This window comes from Paracandidimonas soli (assembly GCF_004342005.1).
GTDB classification, from domain to species: Bacteria; Pseudomonadota; Gammaproteobacteria; order Burkholderiales; family Burkholderiaceae_B; genus Paracandidimonas; species Paracandidimonas soli.
Genome location: NZ_SMBX01000002.1, coordinates 360,786 through 383,233, shown reverse-complemented (window position 1 = coordinate 383,233; position 22,448 = coordinate 360,786). Strand labels below are relative to the sequence as shown.

The 22,448-nt window shown below is 62.6% G+C and carries 18 protein-coding genes; 9 read left to right on the top strand and 9 right to left on the bottom strand.

The genetic code is table 11. The annotated features are described in order from the left end of the window. Positions 1-23 precede the first annotated feature (23 nt). Positions 24-830, top strand: coding sequence for an IclR family transcriptional regulator domain-containing protein (locus EV686_RS05410; protein WP_132474301.1), 807 nt, complete (start codon positions 24-26; stop codon positions 828-830). 322 nt (positions 831-1,152) lie between these two features. Here the strand turns inward: EV686_RS05410 and ahpF are convergent, their stop codons facing one another. Then, on the bottom strand, positions 1,153-2,736 hold the full coding sequence (gene ahpF / locus EV686_RS05405; protein WP_132474299.1) for an alkyl hydroperoxide reductase subunit F: 1,584 nt from the start codon (positions 2,734-2,736) through the stop codon (positions 1,153-1,155). A gap of 169 nt (positions 2,737-2,905) precedes the next feature. After that, the gene (gene ahpC / locus EV686_RS05400) at positions 2,906-3,469 is read right to left on the bottom strand and encodes an alkyl hydroperoxide reductase subunit C (protein WP_132474297.1); all 564 of its coding nucleotides are present in this window, start codon (positions 3,467-3,469) and stop codon (positions 2,906-2,908) included. A gap of 395 nt (positions 3,470-3,864) precedes the next feature. On the opposite strand from ahpC, the gene EV686_RS05395 reads away from it, so the two are divergent. From EV686_RS05395 to EV686_RS05385, 3 genes are all read left to right on the top strand, one after another. Further along, a complete protein-coding gene (locus tag EV686_RS05395; protein ID WP_132474295.1) occupies positions 3,865-4,479 on the top strand; it encodes a TetR/AcrR family transcriptional regulator in 615 nt (204 codons plus the stop codon). Positions 4,480-4,597: 118 nt separating this feature from the next. Continuing rightward, positions 4,598-5,698 (top strand): carboxynorspermidine decarboxylase, encoded by a 1,101-nt coding sequence (locus EV686_RS05390; protein ID WP_132474293.1) that lies wholly within the window; start codon positions 4,598-4,600, stop codon positions 5,696-5,698. 45 nt (positions 5,699-5,743) lie between these two features. After that, positions 5,744-7,003, top strand: coding sequence for a saccharopine dehydrogenase family protein (locus tag EV686_RS05385; protein WP_132474291.1), 1,260 nt, complete (start codon positions 5,744-5,746; stop codon positions 7,001-7,003). A 90-nt stretch (positions 7,004-7,093) separates the two neighbouring features. Here the strand turns inward: EV686_RS05385 and EV686_RS05380 are convergent, their stop codons facing one another. From EV686_RS05380 to EV686_RS05370, 3 genes are read right to left on the bottom strand one after another with little or no spacing between them, the layout of a single operon-like run. Then, entirely contained in the window at positions 7,094-8,497 is a 1,404-nt protein-coding gene (locus tag EV686_RS05380; protein WP_132474289.1) for a YdgA family protein, read from the bottom strand. Between the two features lie 40 nt (positions 8,498-8,537). Next, positions 8,538-9,533: a 4-hydroxy-3-methylbut-2-enyl diphosphate reductase gene (gene ispH / locus EV686_RS05375; RefSeq protein ID WP_132474287.1), complete on the bottom strand. Its 996-nt coding sequence runs from the start codon at positions 9,531-9,533 to the stop codon at positions 8,538-8,540. Continuing rightward, the gene (locus EV686_RS05370; RefSeq protein ID WP_132474285.1) at positions 9,533-10,000 is read right to left on the bottom strand and encodes an FKBP-type peptidyl-prolyl cis-trans isomerase; all 468 of its coding nucleotides are present in this window, start codon (positions 9,998-10,000) and stop codon (positions 9,533-9,535) included. Before EV686_RS05370 ends, ispH begins: the two co-directional genes overlap by 1 nt. Positions 10,001-10,071: 71 nt before the next feature. Here EV686_RS05370 and radC point away from each other — a divergent pair, with 71 nt between their 5' ends. Together radC and EV686_RS05360 are read left to right on the top strand one after the other, a co-directional pair. Beyond that, positions 10,072-10,752, top strand: coding sequence for a RadC family protein (radC, locus tag EV686_RS05365; protein ID WP_132474283.1), 681 nt, complete (start codon positions 10,072-10,074; stop codon positions 10,750-10,752). A 7-nt stretch (positions 10,753-10,759) separates the two neighbouring features. Next, the gene (locus EV686_RS05360; RefSeq protein ID WP_132474281.1) at positions 10,760-11,533 is read left to right on the top strand and encodes a response regulator; all 774 of its coding nucleotides are present in this window, start codon (positions 10,760-10,762) and stop codon (positions 11,531-11,533) included. On the opposite strand, the gene EV686_RS05355 is transcribed toward EV686_RS05360, so the two are convergent. Further along, entirely contained in the window at positions 11,470-14,466 is a 2,997-nt protein-coding gene (locus tag EV686_RS05355) for an ATP-binding protein (RefSeq protein ID WP_165972510.1), read from the bottom strand. The two genes, EV686_RS05360 and EV686_RS05355, sit on opposite strands and share 64 nt — an antisense overlap. A 32-nt stretch (positions 14,467-14,498) precedes the next feature. Between EV686_RS05355 and torT the strand changes: the two genes are divergently transcribed. From torT to EV686_RS05340, 3 genes are all read left to right on the top strand, one after another. Next, positions 14,499-15,608, top strand: coding sequence for a TMAO reductase system periplasmic protein TorT (torT, locus tag EV686_RS05350; protein WP_132474277.1), 1,110 nt, complete (start codon positions 14,499-14,501; stop codon positions 15,606-15,608). Between the two features lie 118 nt (positions 15,609-15,726). Then, positions 15,727-18,396, top strand: a complete 2,670-nt coding sequence (locus EV686_RS05345; RefSeq protein WP_132474275.1) for a molybdopterin-dependent oxidoreductase — start codon at positions 15,727-15,729, stop codon at positions 18,394-18,396. Positions 18,397-18,548: 152 nt separating this feature from the next. After that, positions 18,549-20,186, top strand: coding sequence for a methyl-accepting chemotaxis protein (locus EV686_RS05340; protein ID WP_165972509.1), 1,638 nt, complete (start codon positions 18,549-18,551; stop codon positions 20,184-20,186). Between the two features lie 60 nt (positions 20,187-20,246). Here EV686_RS05340 and EV686_RS05335 read toward each other — a convergent pair whose 3' ends face one another. From EV686_RS05335 to EV686_RS05325, 3 genes are read right to left on the bottom strand one after another with little or no spacing between them, the layout of a single operon-like run. Continuing rightward, a complete protein-coding gene (locus EV686_RS05335) occupies positions 20,247-20,546 on the bottom strand; it encodes a DUF3325 family protein (RefSeq protein ID WP_132474271.1) in 300 nt (99 codons plus the stop codon). Then, positions 20,543-22,123, bottom strand: a complete 1,581-nt coding sequence (locus EV686_RS05330; RefSeq protein WP_243650757.1) for a PepSY-associated TM helix domain-containing protein — start codon at positions 22,121-22,123, stop codon at positions 20,543-20,545. The genes EV686_RS05335 and EV686_RS05330 overlap by 4 nt, the downstream gene beginning before the upstream one ends. 14 nt (positions 22,124-22,137) lie before the next feature. Continuing rightward, the gene (locus EV686_RS05325; RefSeq protein WP_165972508.1) at positions 22,138-22,446 is read right to left on the bottom strand and encodes a DUF3649 domain-containing protein; all 309 of its coding nucleotides are present in this window, start codon (positions 22,444-22,446) and stop codon (positions 22,138-22,140) included. Between the last annotated feature and the right edge of the window lie 2 nt (positions 22,447-22,448).

Here is a 22,448-nt window from a genome sequence, read left to right as displayed (position 1 = left end):
CGCAGGCGTCCGCTTCCTGTTTCATGACCGACACCACTCCCAGCACGGAAGGCAAAAAGACTCCTGGCGACAGCTATGTGCAGTCTTTTGCCCGCGGCCTTGCCGTCATCCGCAGCTTCAGCGCCCAGCATCCCTCTCAGACCATGACTGAAGTCGCCCAGCGCACAGGCCTGACCAGGGCCGGGGCCAGGCGAATCCTGCATACGCTCCACGGCTTGGGCTATGTGGATATCAATGGGCGCCAGTTCCGGCTGACAGCCAAGGTCCTGGACCTGGGCTTCGCCTATCTCAGCTCCTTGCCGCTCTGGAGCCTGGCCGAACCGTTCATGGAGAGCTTCGTCCAGGAAGTGCAGGAATCCTCGTCCGCCGCCGTCCTGGACGACAAGGAAATCGTCTACGTGCTGCGGGTGCCGACCAAGAAGATCATGTCGATCACACTGGGCATAGGCAGCCGGCTGCCAGCCTACTGCTCCTCCATGGGCCGCGTGCTTCTGGCCGGCCTGGACGACGCATCGCTGGAACAGCAGTTGGCCAGCACCGAGCTACTGGCGAGAACGCCCCACACACTGACCGATCGCGCGGCATTGCGCGAGGAAATCCTGCGCGTGCGCCAGCAAGGCTGGGCCCTGATCAATGAAGAGCTGGAAGAAGGCCTGATATCGCTAGCGGCCCCCATACGCTCACGCAGCGGCCACGTGGTCGCTGCCATCAATGTCAGCATGCACAAAAGCCGGCAATCCGTCGAAGGCATGCAACAACACATCCTGCCCAAGCTTCTGGCGACGGCCAGGCAGATATCGGAGCGCATCTCGCACTCCGCCGGCTTCTGATCCTTGCGGGAAAACCGCATCTCTCCCGCAAAACACAATCTGCGGAACGGACGGCTGCCTACATACGGAAACAAAGAAGCCCCCACGCTGCGCCTTCGGCTTGCTGCCCTCCCAAGGAGGGCGCTTTTTTCCTAGGGAGCGGCCCGGCGGCAAAAAAGGCCTCCCACGCTGCGCCTTCGGCTTGCTGCCCTCCCAAGGAGGGCGCTTTTTTCCTAGGGAGCGGCCCGGCGGCAAAAAGGCCCCGCCATGATGAATCTCTCATGACGGGGACGCAGGTATCCGGACCAAGGTCTGACTGTCTCTGGGCCCGGCAAATACGCCATCAGGCCGCGACGGTTTCCTCGACAGCGGTCTCCACCGAATGACGGATAAGGTAGTCGAAGGCCGACAGCGAGGCCTTCGCGCCCTCGCCCGTGGCGATGATGATCTGCTTGTACGGCACGGTCGTCACGTCGCCTGCGGCGAATACGCCGGGCAGCGAGGTCTGGCCCCTGGCATCGACCTCGATCTCGCCATGACGGCTGAGATCCAGCGTTCCCTTCAGCCATTCGGTATTCGGCATCAGCCCGATCTGGACGAACACGCCTTCCAGTTCGATGTGATGCTGTTCGCCCGTGACGCGATCCTTGTAGTCCAGCCCGTTGACCTTCTTGCCGTCGCCCGTGATTTCCGTGGTCTGGGCGCTGACGAAGACCTTGACGTTGGGCAGGCTGCGCAACTTGTCCTGCAGGACCTGGTCCGCCCTGAGGGCATCGCCGAATTCCAGCAACGTGACTTCGCTGGCCACGCCGGCCAGGTCGATGGCGGCCTCGACGCCGGAGTTGCCTCCGCCGATGACAGAGACACGCTTACCCTTGAACAGAGGACCGTCGCAGTGCGGGCAGTAGGCCACGCCATGGTTGCGATACTCGCGCTCGCCCGGCACGTTGACCTCGCGCCAGCGGGCTCCCGTAGCCAGGATGACAGTGCGCGCCTTCAGCGTTGCGCCGCTTGCCAACGAGACTTCGTGCAGATTGCCTGCCGTCTTCAGCGCGGTCGCCGTCTGCAGGTTGATGATGTCGACGTCATATTCGCGCACGTGCTGTTCCAGCGCCGCGGCAAACTTCGGACCTTCGGTATGCGGCACGGAAATGAAATTCTCGATTGCCAGCGTGTCCAGCACCTGGCCGCCGAAACGCTCCGCAACGACACCCGTGCGGATACCCTTGCGGGCGGCATAGATGGCCGCAGCCGCGCCGGCCGGGCCGCCGCCGACCACCAGCAGGTCGTAGGGCGCCCTGGCGTTGATCTTTTCCGCCTCGCGCTCGGCCGCTCCGGTATCCAGCTTTGCCAGGATCTCCTCGGCGCTGCTGCGGCCCTGGCCGAACAGTTCGCCGTTCAGGTAGACCGTGGGCACCGACTGGATCTCGCGCTTCTCGACCTCATCCTGGAACAGCGCACCGTCGATCGTGACCACCTGGATGCGGGGGTTGATGACGGAAAGCGCGTTCAGCGCCTGCACCACGTCGGGGCAGTTCTGGCAGGAAAGGGAGATATAGACTTCGAAGCGGTAGTCGCCGTCGAGCTCGCGCACGTGGTCGATGACATCCTGTTCCAGCTTGATGGGATGTCCGCCGACCTGCAGCAATGCCAGTACCAGCGATGTGAATTCGTGTCCCATCGGGATGCCCGCGAACTGGACGCCGATATCGGTGCCCGCGCGCTGGATGGTAAACGAAGGCTTGCGCTGGCCTTCCGGCGCATTCTCGACGTATGTAATCTTGTCCGACAGAGTCGCGATGTCCTGCAGCAGTCCGTGCAGTTCACCCGCTTTTGCCGAGTCATCCAGCGACGCCCGCAGCTCGATTGGAAAGGTGACCCGTTCCAGATAGGATTGCAATTGTGACTTCAGCGATGCGTCCAGCATGACGACTCCTTGAATGATGCGGTTTTGCTATTGTCTTGTCTTTGCTGCGGCTCCGGGCATGTCGCGCCCGGGCGCATCCCGCCCGACCGATGCAGTGCCGGATAAGGCACCGCATCGGCCCAGCAGGTGTTCCTGATCCAATTCAATGTTTCAGGCTTGGCGCCTGGATTTAGATCTTGCCGACCAGATCCAGCGAAGGCTTCAGCGTTTCAGCGCCTTCCTTCCACTTGGCGGGGCAGACTTCGCCGGGGTGCGAAGCGACGTACTGGGCGGCCTTGACCTTGCGCAGCAGTTCGGAAGCATCGCGGCCGATGCCGTTGTCATGGATTTCGCACAGCTTGATCTGGCCTTCGGGGTTAATCAGGAAGGTGCCGCGCAGCGCCAGGCCTTCTTCTTCGATCAGCACGTCGAAGTTGCGCGCCAGCGTTGCGGTGGGGTCGCCGACCAGCGGGTACTGGACTTTCTTGATGGCGTCCGAAGTGTCGTGCCATGCTTTGTGCGAGAAGTGCGTATCGGTGGAAACGCCGTAGACTTCGACGCCCAGCTTCTGGAACTCGGCATAGTTGTCAGCCAGGTCTTCCAGTTCGGTCGGGCACACGAACGTGAAGTCGGCGGGGTAGAACACGACGACCGACCACTTGCCCTTGAGCGACTCGTCGGTAACTTCGATGAACTTGCCGTTCTGGTAAGCCGTTGCCTTGAATGGTAGAACCTGGGTGTTGATCAGAGACATTGCAGATATCCTTTTGCTAAGTCGTGTTGAGGAAAACCGTAGAATAAACAATATCTGGAAATTAATAAAATTGATTAATTTTATAAAGCAGATATGTAAATTCTATGATTGGGGCGGAAAGCCATATTTCAAGAGCCGGCCCGCAGGGAGATTCATTCCTGAGATTTCGCCCGACGAAAGACTAGTCTGACTCCATGACAATCTGACGTCAAACTCCGGCCGCAACATGGCACAGATCCGCGCCTGCCCGCAATACCCCTACCCTTCGGGCCCATCCGCGGATGACGCCGCCCAGCGAAGACGCATGTTCTGATGCGTGCCCGACCGCCTCGCCGCCGTAGCATCTTGTCATCTCTTTTCTTGACAAGAAACCGTCCAGGCGGTATCTTTCTACGATGTCCGAAGCCCATCATCGCAAAAAACAACCCGTCGTAGTCCGCCGGCAGTTGCTGGACGAGGCTGCGGCATTGGCCGTGGAGCAAGGCCTTACCGGCCTGACCCTGGAGGCGGTCGCTCGCGCCGCCGGCGTCAGCAAGGGCGGCCTGCTGCACCACTTCCCCAGCAAGCACGCCCTGCTCGAAGCCCTTTGCGACGAATTCCTGCGGCGCCTGGAAGAGCGCATCGCCCAGGCGATGGCCCAGGACGAAATCGAAACCGGCCGCTTTGCCCGCGCCTATCTCGATGCCATGGCCAGCCGCGACTGGATGGCGGGAAATGGCCAATGGGCAGTGCTGTCCGTCATGCTGTTCTCCGAGCCGGAATGGCGCAGGCGCTGGCACGACTGGGTCGAAGGCCGCCTACGCCAGAACGGGGATATCGACGCTTCTCCGGCAACCTGGATCGTGCGGCTGGCGGCCGACGGCCTCTGGCTGTCCGACCTGGTCGAGGGCCGGCAAAACCAGCCGCAAAGGCGCAAGGCAGTCCTGGAAGAACTGCGCGCCATGACCACGCGTCCGAAGGACTATCCCTGCCTGGAGCCCAAGGCTCCCGCCGAAGGTTTCCAACACTAGCCGGCGGAGGAATACCTCCGCCCCCGAGGGCCGCAGTTATCCGGATCGCGAAAACAGGCATCCGGCCCGCCCAGCAACCGAACGCACTGTCCTGGAACAGGCGAGCAGACCATCACATATGCTGCAGACACCCTACTACCTGATCGATGAATCCCGTCTCCTGGAGAACCTGCGCATCATGCAGCGCCTCCGGGAGCGCTCCGGCGCCAAGACGCTGCTGGCCCTGAAGTGCTTCGCCACCTGGTCCGCCTTCGGCCTCATGCGCCAGTACATGGATGGCACCACATCCTCCTCGCTGTACGAAGTCAAGCTGGGCCACCAGAAGTTCGGTGGAGAAACCCACGCCTACAGCGTCGCCTATGCCGATCACGAAATCGGCGAAGTGCTGGCGCATTCGGACAAGATCATTTTCAACTCCATCAGTCAGCTCGAGCGCTTCGAGCAGGCATCTTCCGGTCACGTGCGCGGGCTGCGCGTCAACCCGCAGGCCAGCAACTCCCCCTACCTGCTGGCGGATCCCTCACGCCCTCACAGCAGGCTGGGCGAATCCGATCCCGAGCGCATCGCCTCGGTCATCGACCGGATCTCGGGCTTCATGATTCACAACAATTGCGAAAACCGCGACTTCGCCCTGTTCGACGAAATGCTGTCGCAGATCGAATCCCGCTTCGGCCATTTGCTGCATAAAGTAGAATGGGTCAGCCTGGGCGGCGGCATCCACTTCACGGGCAAGGACTATCCCCTGGATGCCTTCGCCGACCGCCTGAAGGCCTTCGCCGAAACCTACGGCGTCCAGGTCTACCTGGAACCCGGCGAAGCAGCCATCACCAACAGCGCTACGCTGGAAGTCTCGGTGCTGGATGTGCTGGAAAACGGCGGCAAGAAGCTGGCCATCGTCGACAGCTCGATCGAAGCCCATATGCTGGACCTGCTGATCTACCGGCTGAGCGCCAGGATCGAGCCCGACGCAGGCGAACATGCCTACATGGTCTGCGGCAAGTCCTGCCTGGCGGGCGACATCTTCGGCGAATTCCGCTTCGATCGGCCGCTGCGGGTCGGCGACCGCATCTCCATACAGGACGCGGCCGGCTACACCATGGTAAAGAAAAACTGGTTCAACGGCGTCAACATGCCGTCCATCGCCGTCAAGCGCCTCGACGGCACCACTCAACTCGTCAAGGAGTTCGTTTTCGATGATTACGTACAGAGTCTTTCCTGACCATCCCTGCCCCCACTAACCACTATCACGAGAGTCCGAACCGACATGAAAAGAAATGTCCTCATTATCGGCGCTGGCGGTGTAGGCCAGGTCGCTGCGCACAAATGCGCTCAACACAACGATACGCTGGGCGACATCCATATCGCCTCGCGCACGGTCGAGAAATGCCAGGCCATCATTGACAGCATCCATGAAAAACGCAGCCTGAAGGCTCCAGGCGTGCTGCAGGCTCATGCACTGGATGCGCTGGACATCGAGGCGGTCAAATCCCTTATATCCAGCACCAATGCACAGATCGTCATCAATGTCGGATCCGCTTTCGTCAACATGCCGGTGCTGCAGGCCTGCATCGAAACAGGCGCCGCCTACATCGACACTGCCATCCACGAAGACCCGGCCAAGGTCTGCGAACAGCCTCCGTGGTATGCCAACTATGAATGGAAGCGCCGCGACGCCTGCAGGGAAAACGGCATTACCGCCATCCTCGGCATCGGCTTCGATCCCGGCGTCGTCAACGCCTACGCCGCGCTGGCCTGCAAATCCTATTTCGACCGCGTGGACTCCATCGACATCATCGACGTCAACGCCGGCAGCCACGGCCGCTACTTCGCCACGAACTTCAACCCGGAAATCAACTTCCGGGAATTCACTGGGCGCGCATGGACGTGGCAGAACAATGCCTGGGTAGCCAACAGCATGTTCGAAGTCCACCGCACGGACTTCCTCCCCGTCGTCGGCACGCAGACCACCTACCTGACCGGCCATGACGAGATCCACAGCCTGTCCCATCACCTGAAAGTACCGAACATACGCTTCTGGATGGGCTTCGGCGAACACTACATCAATGTATTCAATGTCCTGAACAATCTGGGCCTGCTCTCGGAAAAGCCTGTGCGCCTGGACGACGGGCAGTCCGTCGTCCCCCTGCAAGTCGTCAAGGCCATCCTGCCCGATCCCGCGTCCCTTGCGCCCGACTACACCGGCAAGACCTGCATCGGCAATCTCGTCAAGGGAGAAAAGGACGGCAGGCATCGCGAGATTTTCATCTACAACATCTGCAGCCACGAGGAAAGCTATGCGGAAACCGGCAGCCAGGCCATTTCCTACACGGCCGGCGTTCCAGCGGCGGCCGCCGCATTGCTGATCGCCCGCGGAGACTGGGACGTCAAGACGATGGCCAACGTGGAGGAACTGCCTCCCGAACCTCTGCTGGAACTGCTCAACGACATCGGCCTGCCCACACGCATCCAGGAGGGCGAATCGGACCAGTTGCTGGAACTCTGCGCCGAATCCTTCGCCGAATGAAAGAAAGCGGCGCTTCCCATCCACGGGAAGCGCCGCTTTCCATTGCGCATCGGGTTGAAGGCGGCGTCGCCGCCCAACACCACTTTCGGTTTACATTGCGGCCATCATCGCACGCTGAATGAATTCCTCGACGGGCATGGTCTGGCCATTGAGATCGATATTGCCATCCGTGTACGAAATCTTGATGGCGATATCCCCGCTCTCCTGCGCCACGAGACCCGCACCGTGCAGCCTTGCCGTGTACTGGTCGAACAGCATGCCGCCGAAGCTTTCCATGGCTTCCGCATCGCCGCCTTCGCCGCCCTGTGCCTGGCTGAAGAGACGCAGGAACATGTCGCGGGAGATCATCACATCCAGGTTAGCCTTGTCCAGATAGGCCAGCTCGGCGATTTCGGCTTCCTGGGCGCTGCCGTCCTTCAGGTCCACGTTCAGGATCAGGCGGCTTTCTCCCTTATCGTTCCTCCAGGACAGGGGATCGATCGAAATGCTGGGAGCGGTCTTGAACAGCTCCACGAACTTGGCGGCCAGCGCGCCGGAAGCTTCCGTGCCCATGCCGACCTCTTCCGGATCGCTTTGCTCCAACAGCGCGGCCAGCTCTCCGAGTACTTTGGCATCCAGCCCGGTCGCGCTCACGCGCAGGCCGATGGTGCCCAGATCCATGCCAGACGCCTTGACCGAACCAAAGGTATAGCGCAGATCGCCATCGATGATGTCGCCCTGCTGCTCGCTGCTCAGCGCAACCTCCAGCTTGCCGAGCTCGACGTCGGCAAGTTCCGATCCTGAAACCTGCACCAGGCCGACGGATGCCTTGCTCTCCGACTGCAACACATTCTCGTCATTGCGCTTCGCATTGCTTTCCAGGACGACATCGCGAATCAGCAACTGGCCGGTATCGTCCTTGATGTCCAGCAGCGCGAATCCGCCATCGGCCGTACCTTCTTCCCAATTGCCGGCGAAATTCATGTTCAGATCGGCGCCGCTGAAGCTGATGCGCACATCGTCCTTGGCCAGATCGACAGGCGCGAAGCGCCAGTCGGATACGCCCTCGCCGCCCAGGCCGATGCTGGTACGCACCCGCATCGGCTCGCCCTTGGCCGAATCGAACCACGGCTTGAGCGTTTCGGTGGGGATGAGCTTGGACTGGCTATAGGCCAGCAGCGGCTTGAGAGTGCCGGACGCCAACGCTCCCCAGGGGAAAGGCCCGTGCTGCAGGTCGTCCTGCAGCAGCAGCTCGATGGCCTCGCCGTCGGCATCGCGCAATTGCAGCGAATACTTCACATCCGACGAAAAGATTCCGCGCTGGTACTCCAGAATGGAAATCTTCAGGTCTTCGCCGGAAAAATCCGGTCCGAGCACGGTAATCAGCTTCTGGTTGGCCTCTTCGACCGCCTGCGTCACCTTGGTCTGGGCCTGCTTGCCAATGTACCAGGATGCCCCGCCATAAGCCAGGACAAGCGCTGCCACCACCGCAACGACGGCTGTACTTTTTTTCATAGAAAGATTTCCTTGGTTTGAAACAATGGATGATCTGGGATTACTTGCCGGACCCGCTCTTGGAAACGGATTCGTCCGCCAGCTTGCGCGACAGCTCCCTGGGCAGGGGGAACGATACGTTTTCCTCCGCTCCCTCCAGCGTGCGCACGGAAATTGCGCCCAGTTCCTTCAGGCGGCCTATCACTTGCTCCACCAGCACCTCGGGCGCGGACGCGCCCGCCGTCACCCCGACGCGCTTCGCGCCTTCCAGCCATGCCGGATCGATCATGCCCGGGTCGTCCACGAGGTAAGCGGCCGCGCCCTTGCGCTCGGCAACTTCCCTCAGGCGGTTGGAATTCGAACTGTTCGTACTGCCCACCACGATCACCAGATCGCACGTCGGCGCCATGATCTTGACGGCGTCCTGGCGGTTCTGCGTGGCATAGCAGATATCGCTTTTCTTGGGCTCGGCGATGCCGGGGAAGCGGTCGCGCAGGGCTTGCGCCACGCGCTGCGCATCGTCCACGGAGAGTGTCGTCTGCGTCACGAACGCCAGATTGCCGGGATCCTGGACTTCGAGCTCCAGCACGTCTTCCGGCGTTTCCACCAAGTGCATGCCGCCATCGGCCTGCCCCAGCGTCCCTTCGACCTCGGGATGACCCTTATGGCCGATCATGATGATTTCGCGGCCTGCCGCGCGCATGCGCGACACCTCGATATGCACCTTGGTCACCAGGGGGCATGTAGCATCGAATACCTTGAGCCCCATGCGCTCGGCATCCTCCCGCACCTTCCTGGAGACGCCGTGCGCGGAAAACACGACGATAGAGCCTTTCGGCGCTTCCTCGAGTTCCTGGATGAACACGGCGCCTTTCGCCCTCAGGTCCTGCACCACGTAGCGGTTATGCACGATTTCATGGCGGACATAAATGGGCGCGCCATGCAGTTCGAGCGCGCGCTCGACGATATCGATGGCCCTGTCCACCCCGGCGCAAAAACCGCGCGGCTGCGCCAGCACGATTTCCGCATGCATATCGGTATTGGATGACTGCGCCATTACAGCACTCCGAGGATGGAAACATCCAGCTTCAGGTCCGCGCCCGCCAGCGGATGGTTGAAATCGAACAGCGCCCAGTCGTCGCCCAGCTCCTTGAGCACGCCCGAATAGCTTCCCCCATTGGGCGCGGAGAACTCGACCAGGTCCCCGGGCTGGAAGTTCGCATCCTCGCCGCCGTGCTCGGCCAGCAGGCTCAGCGACACGCGCTGGAGCAGCTCGGGGTTGCGCTCGCCGTAGGCCTGCGCCGCCGGAATCTCATAGCTGAAGGCCTCGCCTTCCTGCCGGCCGACCAGCGGCGCTTCCATGGCCGGGGCCCATTGGCCGTCGCCCATCTGCAGGGTGCCCGGCCTGCCGGTGAACGTATCGGCAAAGACCGAACCGGCGGCGGAGCCGCTCAGGAGCGTCACGCGATAGTGCAGGGTCAGGTAGGAATCTGCAAGGACAAAAGCATTCACTGGTTCAGACATGGCAATCTAATTCTGTCACTGTAGCGGGTAGTTTGAAAGTCACCGGATGAAACACTGCCTGCGGCACAATCATGAAAAACCAAGCAATCGTCCCGTTGCACGAGCGTCCCCGCGAACGCCTGCTGGCCCACGGGCCTTCCGCCCTGACATCGCCGGAACTGCTGGCCATCATCCTGCGCACCGGCATTCCCGGTTGTGACGCCGTGGCCCTGGGCCACGCGCTGATGCAGCAGTTTAACGGTTTACGAGGCCTGCTGTCAGCCGACGCAGGCAGCCTGATGCGCACGCGCGGCCTGGGCAAGGCCAAAACCTGCGAACTGCTCGCCGTCAGCGAACTTGCCCGCCGCTCGCTGGGAGAGACCCTGGCCAACGGGCACTGCCTGGATCAGCCCGGCAAGGTCAAGCAATTCTGCGCGGCGCACCTGGCCCACCTGAAGGTCGAGCACTGCATGGCCCTCTTCCTCGACAGCCAGCACAGGCTGATCTGCCACGAAACCCTGTCCCGCGGCACGCTCAGCCAGGCGTCGGTCTACCCTCGCGAGGTGGTCAAGGCCGCCCTGGCCCATCATGCCGCCGCAGTCATCCTGTCGCACAATCACCCGTCCGGCGTCCGTGATCCCAGCCACGCCGACCTGGCGCTGACCCGCCACCTGCGCAATGCCCTGCAGCTCATCGACGTGCGGCTGCTGGATCACATGATCGTCACGCCCGACACCGTGACATCCCTGGCGGAGCGCGGCGACATGGCATAATTCCCGCATGCACAGTTCCATCCTTGCGACACCGTCCAGCGCTCCCGCCACCGTCCTCGTCGTGGATGACGACGCCGTCATGCGGCAGCGCCTGCACGCCTATTTTTCCAAAGAGGGCTACCGCGTGCTTGCAGCCGAGGACGGATCGGGGATGTGGAGCATACTGGCGTCATCTCCCGTCGCGCTGATCCTGCTGGACATCAATCTTCCCGGCCAGGACGGCATTTCCCTGGCGCGCGAGATCCGGGCCCGCAATGCGGGCATCGGCATCATCCTCGTCACCAGCCGCACGGAAGACATCGACAAGATCGTGGGCCTGGAAGTGGGCGCCGACGACTATGTCACAAAGCCTTTCAACCCTCGGCTCCTGCTTGCACGCGCGAAAACCCTGCTCAGGCGGACAGTGGCCGCTCAAGCGCCAGGGAGCATCGGACACCGGCGCCTGTCTTTCGCCGGCTTCGTCCTGGATACGGAACAGCGGCGCCTCTTCAACACCCAAGGCCGGGAAGTGCCCCTGACGCGCGGCGAGTTTTCCCTGCTGCGAACACTGGTGCAGCATCCGGGCGCCGTACTCGACCGGGACCGCCTATGCCATGCCATCGGGGGCAAGGACTGGAGTCCGGCCGACCGCACCGTCGATGTGCTGATCCGCAGGCTGCGCGCCAAGCTGGACACGGATACGCTGCCATCCCTGATCACGACCGTCAGGGGAGAAGGCTACCGTCTTGCGGCCGAGGTCACGGCGGCCGACAACCACGCCAACGCAGCCGGAACCGCCTGACACAAGGCCTGCGCCTCTCCAGTCCAGGCCGCTTCGGCGCTCGTCCCGTCCATCAACCCCGCTTCCAGCGCGGCCGCTTGCGCCGCAAGCCGCTCCAGCCCAAGGTTGGCGGCCGAACCTCGCAGGCGATGGACATGGTAGCGGCACGCATCCCTGTCCCTCGTGGATATCGCAGCCTCCAGCGCCGTCATCGACTCCTGGCTCTGCCTCTGGAATGCATCGGCGATCTGCCACAATACATCGGCGCCCAAGGCTTCGGCCTCTTCCCGCAGGAAATCGAGATTTCCCCAGGTCTGTCCGCAGGCTGGCGCCGGCTCGCTCCTCTGCTCCACGGTTTCCGGCGCCAGCCCGCCTGCCGCGCCACTCGGTTCCTGCGCCTCATCTCCCCCGATGCGCGCCTCCATGACCTGCACAATGACGTCGGCAAGCCGTTCCCTGCGAAATGGCTTGCCCAGATAGGCATCGCAACCAGCAGCCAGCAAATGGCCTGCCTTCGCCTCCGACACATGCGCGGACATCAGGATGACGGGGAATGTCTCTTTGCCAGGCAAGGCGCGCAGCCTGGCCATGAGATCCAGGCCGTTGCCGTCCGGCAGATGCATGTCGATCAACGCCAGATCGAATGCCCGGCGCTCGAAAGCGCGCAGCGCGTGCGCCGCGCTGTCCGCAGCCTCCACGGCATGCCCCGTGGACGCCAGGAAGCGGTTTGCCACCATACGTGTCACGGCATCGTCCTCGACCAGCAGGATCCGCTGCGCGGCAACGCCCCCCTTCCGCTCCTGTTTCGACCGTGGCGGCAGGACCTCCGTCTCGGCCTGCGCCATCTTCAGAGGCAGTGCAAACGACACCGTCGTTCCCTCTCCCGGCGAGCTGTCCATCCAGATGGAACCTCCCATGGCCTCCACCAGACGGCGGCACACCGCCAACCCCAGCCCGGTTCCTCCATGCTGGCTGCGCCCCTCCTTCCCCTGGACGAAAGGCTCGAACAGGCTCGCCTGCTGCTCTCGCGGAATGCCGATGCCGCTGTCGATCACGGAAAATGCCAGGATGCAATGCTCCTGCGCCCTCTCGCGCACCTCCACGCAGATCTCGATCACCCCGTCATCGGTGAACTTGATGGCATTGCCGACCAGATTCAGCAGCACCTGCGCCAACTTGCGCCTGTCGCCAAACAGCGCGGCAGGCACATCCGTGGCGATGTTCTCCGTAAGGGCCAGGCCCTTCTCCTGCGCCCGCGCACCCTGCACGGCAAGAATATCGTCCAGCAACGCACGCAGCCGGAAGCGGCCATGATCGATCTGCGGCCGCGAGACTTCGTACTGGGCATAGCTGAGCATGTCTTCCAGAATCTCCAGCAGCAAGGTCGCCGCCGTGCGCATCTGCGCCGTCAGTTGCCGCTGCCAGGGCTCCAGGTCCGAGTCGTCCAGCAGTTCCAGCGTCCCCAGCACGCCGATCATCGGTGTGCGCAGCTCGTGGCTCATGACGCCAAGGAATGCCGTCTTGGAGCGGTTCGCCTGCTCCGCCTGCGTCCTGGCTGTAGCGTGTTCCTGCATTTCGCGGGCCAGCGCCTCGTTGGCCTTGCGCAACTGCGCCGTGCGCTGGGCCACCTCCTGCTCCAGGTTTTCCCGCTCCTGCTCCAGCTCGCGCGCCAACCGATCCCGCTCCAGTGCGTTGTCCCGGAAGCGGGACAACGCATGCGCCAGCGACGACAACTCGTCATCGCCCCGCAAATCGATGAAGACATCCCGCTGCCCGTCCGCAAGGTCCAGCGTGGCCGATTCCAGCTTCTTCAACCGGGAGAAGATATGCCTGCGCAGCACATAGAACAGCATGGCGCACGAAAGCAGCATCAGCAGGACCGCCATCGTGCCGAACGCCAGCATGCCGGAGGAGACCGCGTCCCTGGCCTTTGCGGTGGCGGACGCCAGCATCTGCCCGCTGCGCATTATCAGTTCCCCCGCCAGCGCATCCAGACGCGCGGTCTGCTGCCCCAGGCTCGTCTGCAGCCTGTCCGTCCTGTCGGACAGCGCAAGCTCTCTCGCCCGCAGCGAAAACACGCCATCACGGTCCAGCAGGCTGGCAAGATGCGCGTACAGCCGCCGGCTGGTACTGTGATCCCCCGGGTCCTGCACATTGAGCAGCCGCCGCCTCATGGTCTGCAGATGCCTGGCATAGTCCGCGCGCCCGGCCTCCAGCCTGCCCTCGTCGTCGAACTCCTGCAGCCGCTCGATCAGCGACGACAGATTGTGCACGGCCAGCCGCAGTTCGTACATGCGCTCCAGGTGATCAAGATCGATGTCGATGAGATTCTCCTGCACGCTCGGGCGCAGCTCTTCGCCGGCCACGAGACTGGAGGTCAGCACGGAAACCAGCCTCGCCATGGCATTGTCGGCCTGGTTCTCGGACAGTTGCTCCATGTCCCTGATGGTCGCGCGATGACTGCGCAGTTGCCGATCCCTCTCCGCGGACAAAGTCAGGCGCATGACGATAGCCTGCGTCATCTCCGTCACGGTATCGGACAAGTCCCCGTATGTCTGGCGCAGGCGGGCGATAAGCTCCTGTTCCACGTGTGTGCTCTTCAGCGAGTCGATGCGTGCGCGCATGGCCGTCATTTCGTTTTCCAGGGATGCGCGCAACAGTGAGACTTCCACGGTATCGGAGGCCCGGTTCATCTGCGGGGCCAGCGCCGCCAGCCGGGCATTGCCGCGGACCAGGGCATGCATGGCCTCCGCATCCGGCATGGTTTCCGCCAGGATGGTTTGCTGGCTGTCCACCACGCGCTGGAAGCTGACCCAGCCCACCACGGCAACCAGTGCAATGCCCAGGGCGCTGAGGATCAGGCCGAGCGCCAGCTTCTCGCGTATGCCGAACCGCCTTCGCGCAATGCCGCTATTGGCCAAGGCCTGCGTATTGCCGGACAATGTATGCTTCATGGATTCGATGATCTGGTGACATGGCGAGAACAATGGCCACATTCTACCGTCGGCACTCCCGGGCCGGTCGCCGCCTGCTGGCCGCCTTGGCGCTGCTTCCAGCGTTGTGGGGCAGCCAGGTCGCCGCCGGCGAGCGGTGGCCCCTGATGCTGTGGGATGCTCCACAAGAACAGCGCCAGCTGCTGCGCGAGGCCTCGGATACGCCGCTCGCCACACGCGGATGGCGGCTGTGCGCCATCTACCCGCACCTCAAGGACGGCTATTGGCTTGCCGTGAACTACGGCATGAAAGAAGAGGCCCGCCGGCTGGGCGTCGGGCTGGAAATAGCGGAATCGGGCGGATATCACAACCTGGAAGAACAGCGCCAGCAGGTCTCCAAAGCCCTGGACGACAAGAATTGCCATGCCTTGCTGCTCGGCACAGTGTCCTATGACGGCCTGAACGATCTACTGTCCGGTCATGCCGGCGCCAAGCCCGTGCTCGCCCTCGCCAACGACATCGCTCCCGCCGGCGTTCAGGGAAAGATCGGCGTCCCCTGGCAGCAACTGGGCCTGGAGATCGGGCGCTGGCTCGCCGAACGCCATCCGGCCGGAACTCCCTCCACCGATATCGCCTGGTTTCTCGGGCCGCAGGAAGCCGGCTGGGTCGGGTTCCTCGATGCCGGGTTTCGCGAAGGCATCGCCGGCAGCGCGATCAATGTAGCCGTCACGAAATGGGGCGACACGGGCCGGTTGACGCAGCGGCGGCTGGTCGAGGAAGCCTTGGAAGAACATCCCGGCCTGCGCTACCTGGCAGGCACCGCCGTCATGGCGGAGGTAGCCATCGCCGAACTGCGGCACAAAGGCCTGCAGGATCGCATAGGCCTGGTTTCCAGCTATATGACGCCCGGTGCCTATGGCGGCCTGTCGCGCGGCCGCATTCTCGCGGCAGTCAGCGACTTTCCCGTGCTGCAAGGCAAGCTCGCCGTGCAGCAGGCGGTCTCGCATCTGGAGGGAGTTCCGGCCAGATCCTTCATCGGCCCGGAGGTCTCCCTGCTCACTCGCGATACGGTGGCGCAATACCCCGCCCGATGGATACTGCCACCGGCCGGATTCACGCCGATCTATACATTGCCGCCCAATCCCGCCCTGCCATCGCCCTGATCATGTAAACGCCGTTAACAAAACCGGGGCCGACATTAACGCGATATCCAACCGGGTTAACACCCGGTTCGCATAATGGTCATGGAAACAATGCCCATGATGGGCGGGGAGCATGACCATGACCATGATTACACGCAGGGGATTCCTGAAAACGACGATAGCCACTGCAGTCGCCGGCAGCAGCCTGCGGGTGTTTTCACCCAGTGAAGCCTTCGGCGCCGATACCGTGCTGATCCCGCACGCCTCCCACTACGGTCCCTTCAAGGCCGTGGTGCAGAACGGCGTCCTCGTCGGCGTCCAGCCGCTGAAGAACTACGACGCCATGCCTACGGAAATGCTGCTCGACGGCGTGGTGAGCCGCACCTACCATCCCACGCGTGTGAAGTACCCCATGGTCCGCCGCTCTTATCTCGAAAATCCGCGCGGCGACACCAGGCCCGAACTGCGCGGCAAGGATCCGTTTGTGCGCGTCAGCTGGGACGAAGCGCTGGCCCTGACCGCCGATGCCATCCTGCGCACTATCGAAGAGCACGGCAACGAAGCCATCTTCAGTTCTTCCTATGGCGGCTGGTCGCATGCCGGCTCCTTCCGTCCCCAAGTGCTGCAAGGCCGCCTGTTCGGCCTGATCGGCGGCCACAGCGTGACCACGGGCGACTATTCCGCGGGCGCTTCCCAGGTCAGCCTGCCGCACATCATCGGCGACATGGAGGTCTACTCTCCACAAAGCGCCTGGGAAACCGTCATGAAGCACACAGAAGTTTTCGTGCTGATCGGCTGCGATCCCTGGAAGAACAACCGCATCGAATTCACGGTGCCCGACCACCAGATGTACCCGCTGTGGAAGAAGATCCGCGCCGCCGGCGTGAAGTTCATCTCCATCAACCCGCAGTACACCACGACGGACGAAGCGCTCGACGCCGACTGGGTGAAGATAGTGCCGAACACCGACACGGCCCTGTTCCTGGCCATGGCCTATCATGTCTACACCACGGGGCGCCACGACCAGAAATACCTGGACAAGTACACGGTCGGCTTCGACAAGTTCCTGCCCTACCTGCTCGGCAAGGACGCCGACGGCACGCCGCCCAAGACCCCCGAATGGGCGGCCTCCATCACCGGCATCCCCGCTGAGAAGATCCGCGAGCTGGCCGAGCTGTTCGCTTCGCGCCGCACGCAGTTCGCCGGCGCCTGGTCGCTGCAGCGCGCGCACCACGGCGAGATGTCTCACTGGGCCATCATCGCCCTCGCCTCCATGCTGGGCAAGATCGGCAAGCCCGGCGAAGGCGTGGGCTTCAGTTGGCACTATGGCGGCGGCGGCATGCCGGTATCCGGCAAGCGCGGCCCCGTCGGCCTGTCCCAGGGCCGCAATCCGGTCAAGACACGCTGCCCGGCTTCGCGCATTTCGGAAATGCTGCTCAACCCTGGCAAGGAATACACGCGCGACGGCTCCACAATGAAGTACCCGGACGTGCACATGATCTACAACGCCGGCAACAACTTCGTCTCGCACCAGCAGGACACCAACGAGCTGCTGCGCGCCATGAACGCCAAGGTCCACACAGTGGTCAACCAGGATCCCTGGTGGTGCGCCTCTTCACGCTATGCCGATATCGTGCTGCCGGCCAACACCACGCTGGAACGCAACGATATCTCCTCCGGCGGCACCTACAGCATGGACAAGGTCTATGCGCTACGCCAGGTCATCGAGCCCTACGGCGAAAGCCTGGACGACTACGAGATCTTCCGCAGGCTGGGCGGCATGCTCGGCGTCGAATTCGGCTTCACCGAAGGCAAGACCATGATGGATTGGATCAAGGAAGCCTACGCCAATACCGATACCGAGATATCCTTCGAAGAGTTCTGGGAAACCGGCGTCGCCGACATGTCCGTGCCCGATGAGGCCCGCGAGTGGGTGCGCCATGGCGACTTCTACACCGATCCGCAGGCTAATCCGCTGCACACGCAGTCCGGCAAGATCGAGCTTTATTGCGAAGCGTTCGCCCGCTTCAAGATGAATGAATGCCCGCCCATACCCAAGTTCCTGGAGCCTGCCGAGTACCTGGGCAACGCCAAGCCGGGGCAGGTGCATGTCGTCAGCCCGCACCCCTACATGCGCCTGCATTCGCAGATGGCCAACGCCAGCATCAACAAGATCCTGAACATCCAGGATCGCGAGTTCGCACTGATCAGCGTCGAGGACGCCAAGGAGCGCGGCGTGTCCGACGGCGATCTGATCGAGGTCTACAACGATCGCGGCGCGCTGATCGTCGGCGCGCGCGTGTCCGACAAAATCATGAAAGGCGTCATCAGCATCTTCGAAGGCGCATGGATATCCAAGGACAGCAAGGGCCGCTGCAACAGCGGCGCCATCAACGTGCTGACGACCAGCGTCGCCTCTTCGGATCTGAGCCAGGCCAACAGCGCCAATACCTGCCTGGCATACTTCCGCAAGTGCGAGGATGCCGAGGGTCCCAACCGGGCCTACGAGCCGCCCCGCATCGACGAGCGCGAAACGGTCTCGTACCAAACGGACATCGCCGCGCTGACCCTGGAAGACCGCGCCTTCAAGGCGCGCTCGGCCGCCACTGAAGAAATGCTGCCCGGCGAAAAGCTGTTCTACCAGCGCTGCACACTCTGCCACGTGGCTCGCGAACCCAGCGATCATACCGTGCTGCAGTGGTACGGCATCACGGAAAGCATGTTCCCGCGCGCCGGCCTGACCGACGAAGAACGCAAGCTGGTGATGGAGTTCCTGGAGGCCAATGCCAAGGACGCCGCAGTGAAATAGGCCGCTTCCACATCACGGCCGCATACAGGCGTTCGGTTTTTCGGGGAGCATCCGGCAGGAATGCGGACATGTCACCACATTGCAACATGACATCGTCACAATCATCTCATTTGATTGCATTTCCTTTGATGCTCCCCGACAGGATCGCCTCCATGCCGACCAAGTTGCACGTCCGCACCATTCTCCTGCTGGTGCTGTCCGGTTTCATCGTCCTTTTCATTTCTTCCGGAGTCGCTGGCATATTCATGCTCAAGAGCACTCAGAGAACGATATCGGACCTGGGGCGCCATGGCATCGAGCAGGCCAACCGCCTGTCGGATGCCACGCTCGCCCTTTTCCTTGGCCGGGTCGCATTGATCAATGCCAAGACATACATGGAAGGAGGGCTGGAGGAACAACGCGATGAAGCGCTGGCTCAGGCCGGTACGCTGCTGGAGCGCAGCGCGACCGCGTTCGGGCAATTCCATCAGTCCCTCCAGGCGGAGGCGGACAGCCCTCCCGCCGGGCAGCCCGCCTTGGTACAGCACTATCATGCCTTGCTGGACGATACCCTGCATCCGCTCTCAACCGCGCTGCGCAGCTGGAACGGCATAGAAGCCAACCGTATCGTGGACCAGGCGATGGAGCCGGCCACCAATACTTTCCTTGCCTCGCTGGAAGCATTCCAGCAACGCAACCGAACAATGGCGCAGCAAGGCATCCAGCATGCCAACCATATTTCGTTCAGGGCAATCCAGGCGCTGTCGCTCGTACTTGCGCTGTCGCTTCTCATGGCGTTCGGCATTCACCGAATTTTCCGCAAAGCCCTGCTGCGCCCTCTCAATGGCTTGCTGTCCCATTTCAATACCATGGCCACCGGCGACCTGCGACCGCAGCTTCCTTCCGGCGGCACGACAGAAATCGGCCGTCTCCAGGAAGGCGTCCGGCACATGCAGGCCAGCCTGGTCCGTACCGTGGCCTCCATGCAGGACGAGGCCAATGCCATGTATACCGACACAAATGATATCGCGCAGCGCAACCGGCAGATATCCACGCAGATCGACACGCAGGCCCAGGCGCTGGACCAGGCCGCGCTTGCCATAGACACACTGGAAAAAAACGTGGCGCAAAGCAGCCGCCATGCAACGGAAGCCACGGAGCTGGCCCAGGAGGCGCAGGCCACCGCCAGCCTGGGCCATACGGCGGTATCCGAGGTCATTTCCAGTATGGGCGAGATATCCTCGTGCGCAAAACATATCAGCACCATTGTTCAACTGATCAATGGCATCGCAACGCAAACCAATCTGCTGGCGCTGAATGCCGCCGTCGAAGCGGCACGGGCAGGCGTTCACGGCAGAGGGTTTGCCGTCGTAGCCAATGAAGTTCGGGAACTGGCGCATCGCAGCAGCCAGGCCGCCAACGACATCAAGGAGTTGATTGCCGCATCAGACCAAAGCGTGGCGGCAGGCACTATGCAGGTCCGGCAGGCAGGCCAGGCAATGGATGCCATCCTGACAGCCGTCGCATCCGTCAACCAGAGGATAGCCTGGATCGCACAAGCCAGCGCGCAACAGACGCAGGATATCGCTGAAGTCAAATGCGCGGTCGGCAGTGTCCGGCAGAATGCGCAGGCCAATCTCGATCTGGTCCAGCAGACAGGCAACGCCACCATGGCCCTGAGCGAACAGGCCCTGCGCCTGCATGCCATTGCCTCCGACTTCCGGTTTTCCGGCGATGCCGCCCAGCCCCAGCAGCCCGCAAGCGACACGGAAGCCTCGGCACATATCGTGCTGCTTTCCGCGACGGCGTAGCACTTCCTGGAGACAGGCACCGGCTGCCGGGCTTCCAATCAGCCGCGCTTTGGCGCGTGGTCAGTCGCGGCGGCCCTCACCCTGCCTGCGCAGTCGGGCGTGCAGGATCAAGCAGCACAACACCGCTCCCGCGGCCAGACTGGTATGGCCGCTGAACATGACCAGCCCCAGACTCCATCCTTGCCACCAGACAAGCAGCGCCAACACCGCCGCCAGGACGATGGCGCCGGACAGCCGCAACCATCGCGACGCGCGCGCATCAGGCTGGCGACCGCACAGATCTTCCCTCACCCGCTCCGCGGCGAACGCCAGAAAGCCAAGGCCAAGAATGCTTCCAACCAGTGCAAGCAAATGCATCATGCCTGCGCTCCCCGCGCCGCAGGCCTGGGCTTGGCATGCCTGGCCGCCGCCGGCACATGGCGCCACAGACGCCAGGCCAGCACGCCATGCAGCCCAGCCAGGCCAAGAAACAGGCAATCCGCCCCCACGAAAACCCAGTCTCCGGATGCAAGACTGCGAAACAAGGAGCGCTCAGTCGTCACGGCATTGAGCAAAGGAAGTCCCCCCAGGACAAGCGCCGCAAGCATCCACTGCTCCAGCCATGCCGCCTTTGGCGGCCGTACCAGCGCATGCGCCAGCGCAAGCAGCCAGGCGACAAAGAAAACCTGTATTTCCCCTGCCGCGCGCATCGGCGCGTCAACCGGCAGCAGGCGATTGGCCCAAAGAAAGGCTCCCATCGCCACCGACAGTCCGGCAATACCGGCGATGTTCAGGCGCTCGACCAGCCAAAGTCCCGCATGCCCATTCTTTCCTGAAGCCTGCAGCTTCTGCCTGCGCTTGACGGTCCACAACACCAGTCCGGTGCCCACCACCGCCGTGCCGGCAAGGCTTACGATAAAGTACAGCCACCGTGTCACGGTGTCGCTGAACCGCCCAAGATGCAATCCGTAAAGCACACCGCGGGTCTCCGCCGCAGCGCCGACGCTGTCGCGCGTTTCCAGCAGTCGCCCCGTGCTGCCTTCGAACAGCATGTATTGGGGACTCATGGAGACACGCCCCGCCTCTGCACGCACAATGGAAACACGCGCGGCAGCATCGCCGGCAAGGCTGACGCTGATGCGTCCCACATTGCCTCCACCCCAGCGTTCCTGCGCCTGGCCCGCCATTGGGCCCAGCGGCGCCAGCGCGACGCTCTGCCCGCCGGGTTGCGCGGGAGGAGAGAAAGCGCCGAGCTGCGCGCTGAGCGCCTGCCGCTCCTGCGGCGTGTTTACAGCGGCCTGCTGGCCCCACGGCATATACATCGCCATGAGCGTCACCAGGCCGGTGTAAGTGATCATCAAATGAAAAGGCAGCCCGAACACAGACAAGGCGTTGTGCGCATCCAGCCAGGAACGCTGCCCTTTACCCCAGCGGAAGGTGAAGAAATCCACGAAAATCTTCTTGTGCGTAATGATGCCGCTAATGATGGCGACCAGCATGAACATCGCAGCCAGCCCCGCCAGCCATCTGCCCCAGAACACCGGGATGTGGTGGAACTGGAAATGGAAGCGATAAAAGAAATCCCCGCCCATGGTTTCACGGGAATCGACGGCATTTCCCGTCAGCGGATCGAAATAGCCGTCCCGAAAACCTCGCCGGCCTTGCTCCTTCGGATCGCGCCAGAACGCGTAGACAAGCGGATTGCGCGCATCCGGGAGCCTTATGCTCCATTGCGGTGCACCATCGAATGCCTGCGCCATGCGCTGCGCCACGATGCCGGGATCCGGCACATTCAGCCGACGCGCCACCTCAGGCCGCATCCACTGAGACAGCTCGTCCTTGAAATAGGCGACCGTGCCAGTCAGGAACATGGCGTACAGCACCCAGCCCAGCAGCAGCCCGACCCATGTGTGCAGGCCGGACATGCTTTGACGCAGGCCCTGAGGTCGTTTGCCCATCGGTTTTCCCGCCATCATGCGGCCTCTGCACCAAACCAGACCCAGCACGACGCCAACAGCAACGGAAACGCCGCCAACAGCAGCCCGCCCCAGGCACGCGGCGCACTGCGGGCCGCGAACACCCAGATGACGGCTCCTGCATAGACGATAAAACTCAGCATCATTCCGGACAGGACTGCCTGCGGCTTGCTTGACGGTATTGCCAGCACGGCGACGCTGCTCAGCGCCGCCAACGCATAACCGCCGAACAGTGCAGCGGCTATACGGGATGCAAGAGGCGCAAAGCGATAAATACGTTGCATGTGTAACTTTATTGCTTTCATAA

Bases quoted from the DNA above. Each gene is read 5' to 3' on its own strand.
- ispH (WP_132474287.1), bottom strand. From the start codon at position 9,533: ATGGCGCAGTCATCCAATACCGATATGCATGCGGAAATCGTGCTGGCG.
- EV686_RS05385 (WP_132474291.1), top strand. From the start codon at position 5,744: ATGAAAAGAAATGTCCTCATTATCGGCGCTGGCGGTGTAGGCCAGGTC.
- EV686_RS05325 (WP_165972508.1), bottom strand. From the start codon at position 22,446: ATGAAAGCAATAAAGTTACACATGCAACGTATTTATCGCTTTGCGCCT.
- torT (WP_132474277.1), top strand. From the start codon at position 14,499: ATGGCCACATTCTACCGTCGGCACTCCCGGGCCGGTCGCCGCCTGCTG.
- EV686_RS05330 (WP_243650757.1), bottom strand. From the start codon at position 22,123: ATGGGCAAACGACCTCAGGGCCTGCGTCAAAGCATGTCCGGCCTGCAC.
- EV686_RS05340 (WP_165972509.1), top strand. From the start codon at position 18,549: ATGCCGACCAAGTTGCACGTCCGCACCATTCTCCTGCTGGTGCTGTCC.
- EV686_RS05395 (WP_132474295.1), top strand. From the start codon at position 3,865: ATGTCCGAAGCCCATCATCGCAAAAAACAACCCGTCGTAGTCCGCCGG.
- ahpF (WP_132474299.1), bottom strand. From the start codon at position 2,736: ATGCTGGACGCATCGCTGAAGTCACAATTGCAATCCTATCTGGAACGG.
- EV686_RS05345 (WP_132474275.1), top strand. From the start codon at position 15,727: ATGACCATGATTACACGCAGGGGATTCCTGAAAACGACGATAGCCACT.
- EV686_RS05360 (WP_132474281.1), top strand. From the start codon at position 10,760: ATGCACAGTTCCATCCTTGCGACACCGTCCAGCGCTCCCGCCACCGTC.
- EV686_RS05370 (WP_132474285.1), bottom strand. From the start codon at position 10,000: ATGTCTGAACCAGTGAATGCTTTTGTCCTTGCAGATTCCTACCTGACC.
- EV686_RS05410 (WP_132474301.1), top strand. From the start codon at position 24: ATGACCGACACCACTCCCAGCACGGAAGGCAAAAAGACTCCTGGCGAC.
- EV686_RS05355 (WP_165972510.1), bottom strand. From the start codon at position 14,466: ATGAAGCATACATTGTCCGGCAATACGCAGGCCTTGGCCAATAGCGGC.
- EV686_RS05380 (WP_132474289.1), bottom strand. From the start codon at position 8,497: ATGAAAAAAAGTACAGCCGTCGTTGCGGTGGTGGCAGCGCTTGTCCTG.
- EV686_RS05335 (WP_132474271.1), bottom strand. From the start codon at position 20,546: ATGATGCATTTGCTTGCACTGGTTGGAAGCATTCTTGGCCTTGGCTTT.
- ahpC (WP_132474297.1), bottom strand. From the start codon at position 3,469: ATGTCTCTGATCAACACCCAGGTTCTACCATTCAAGGCAACGGCTTAC.
- EV686_RS05390 (WP_132474293.1), top strand. From the start codon at position 4,598: ATGCTGCAGACACCCTACTACCTGATCGATGAATCCCGTCTCCTGGAG.
- radC (WP_132474283.1), top strand. From the start codon at position 10,072: ATGAAAAACCAAGCAATCGTCCCGTTGCACGAGCGTCCCCGCGAACGC.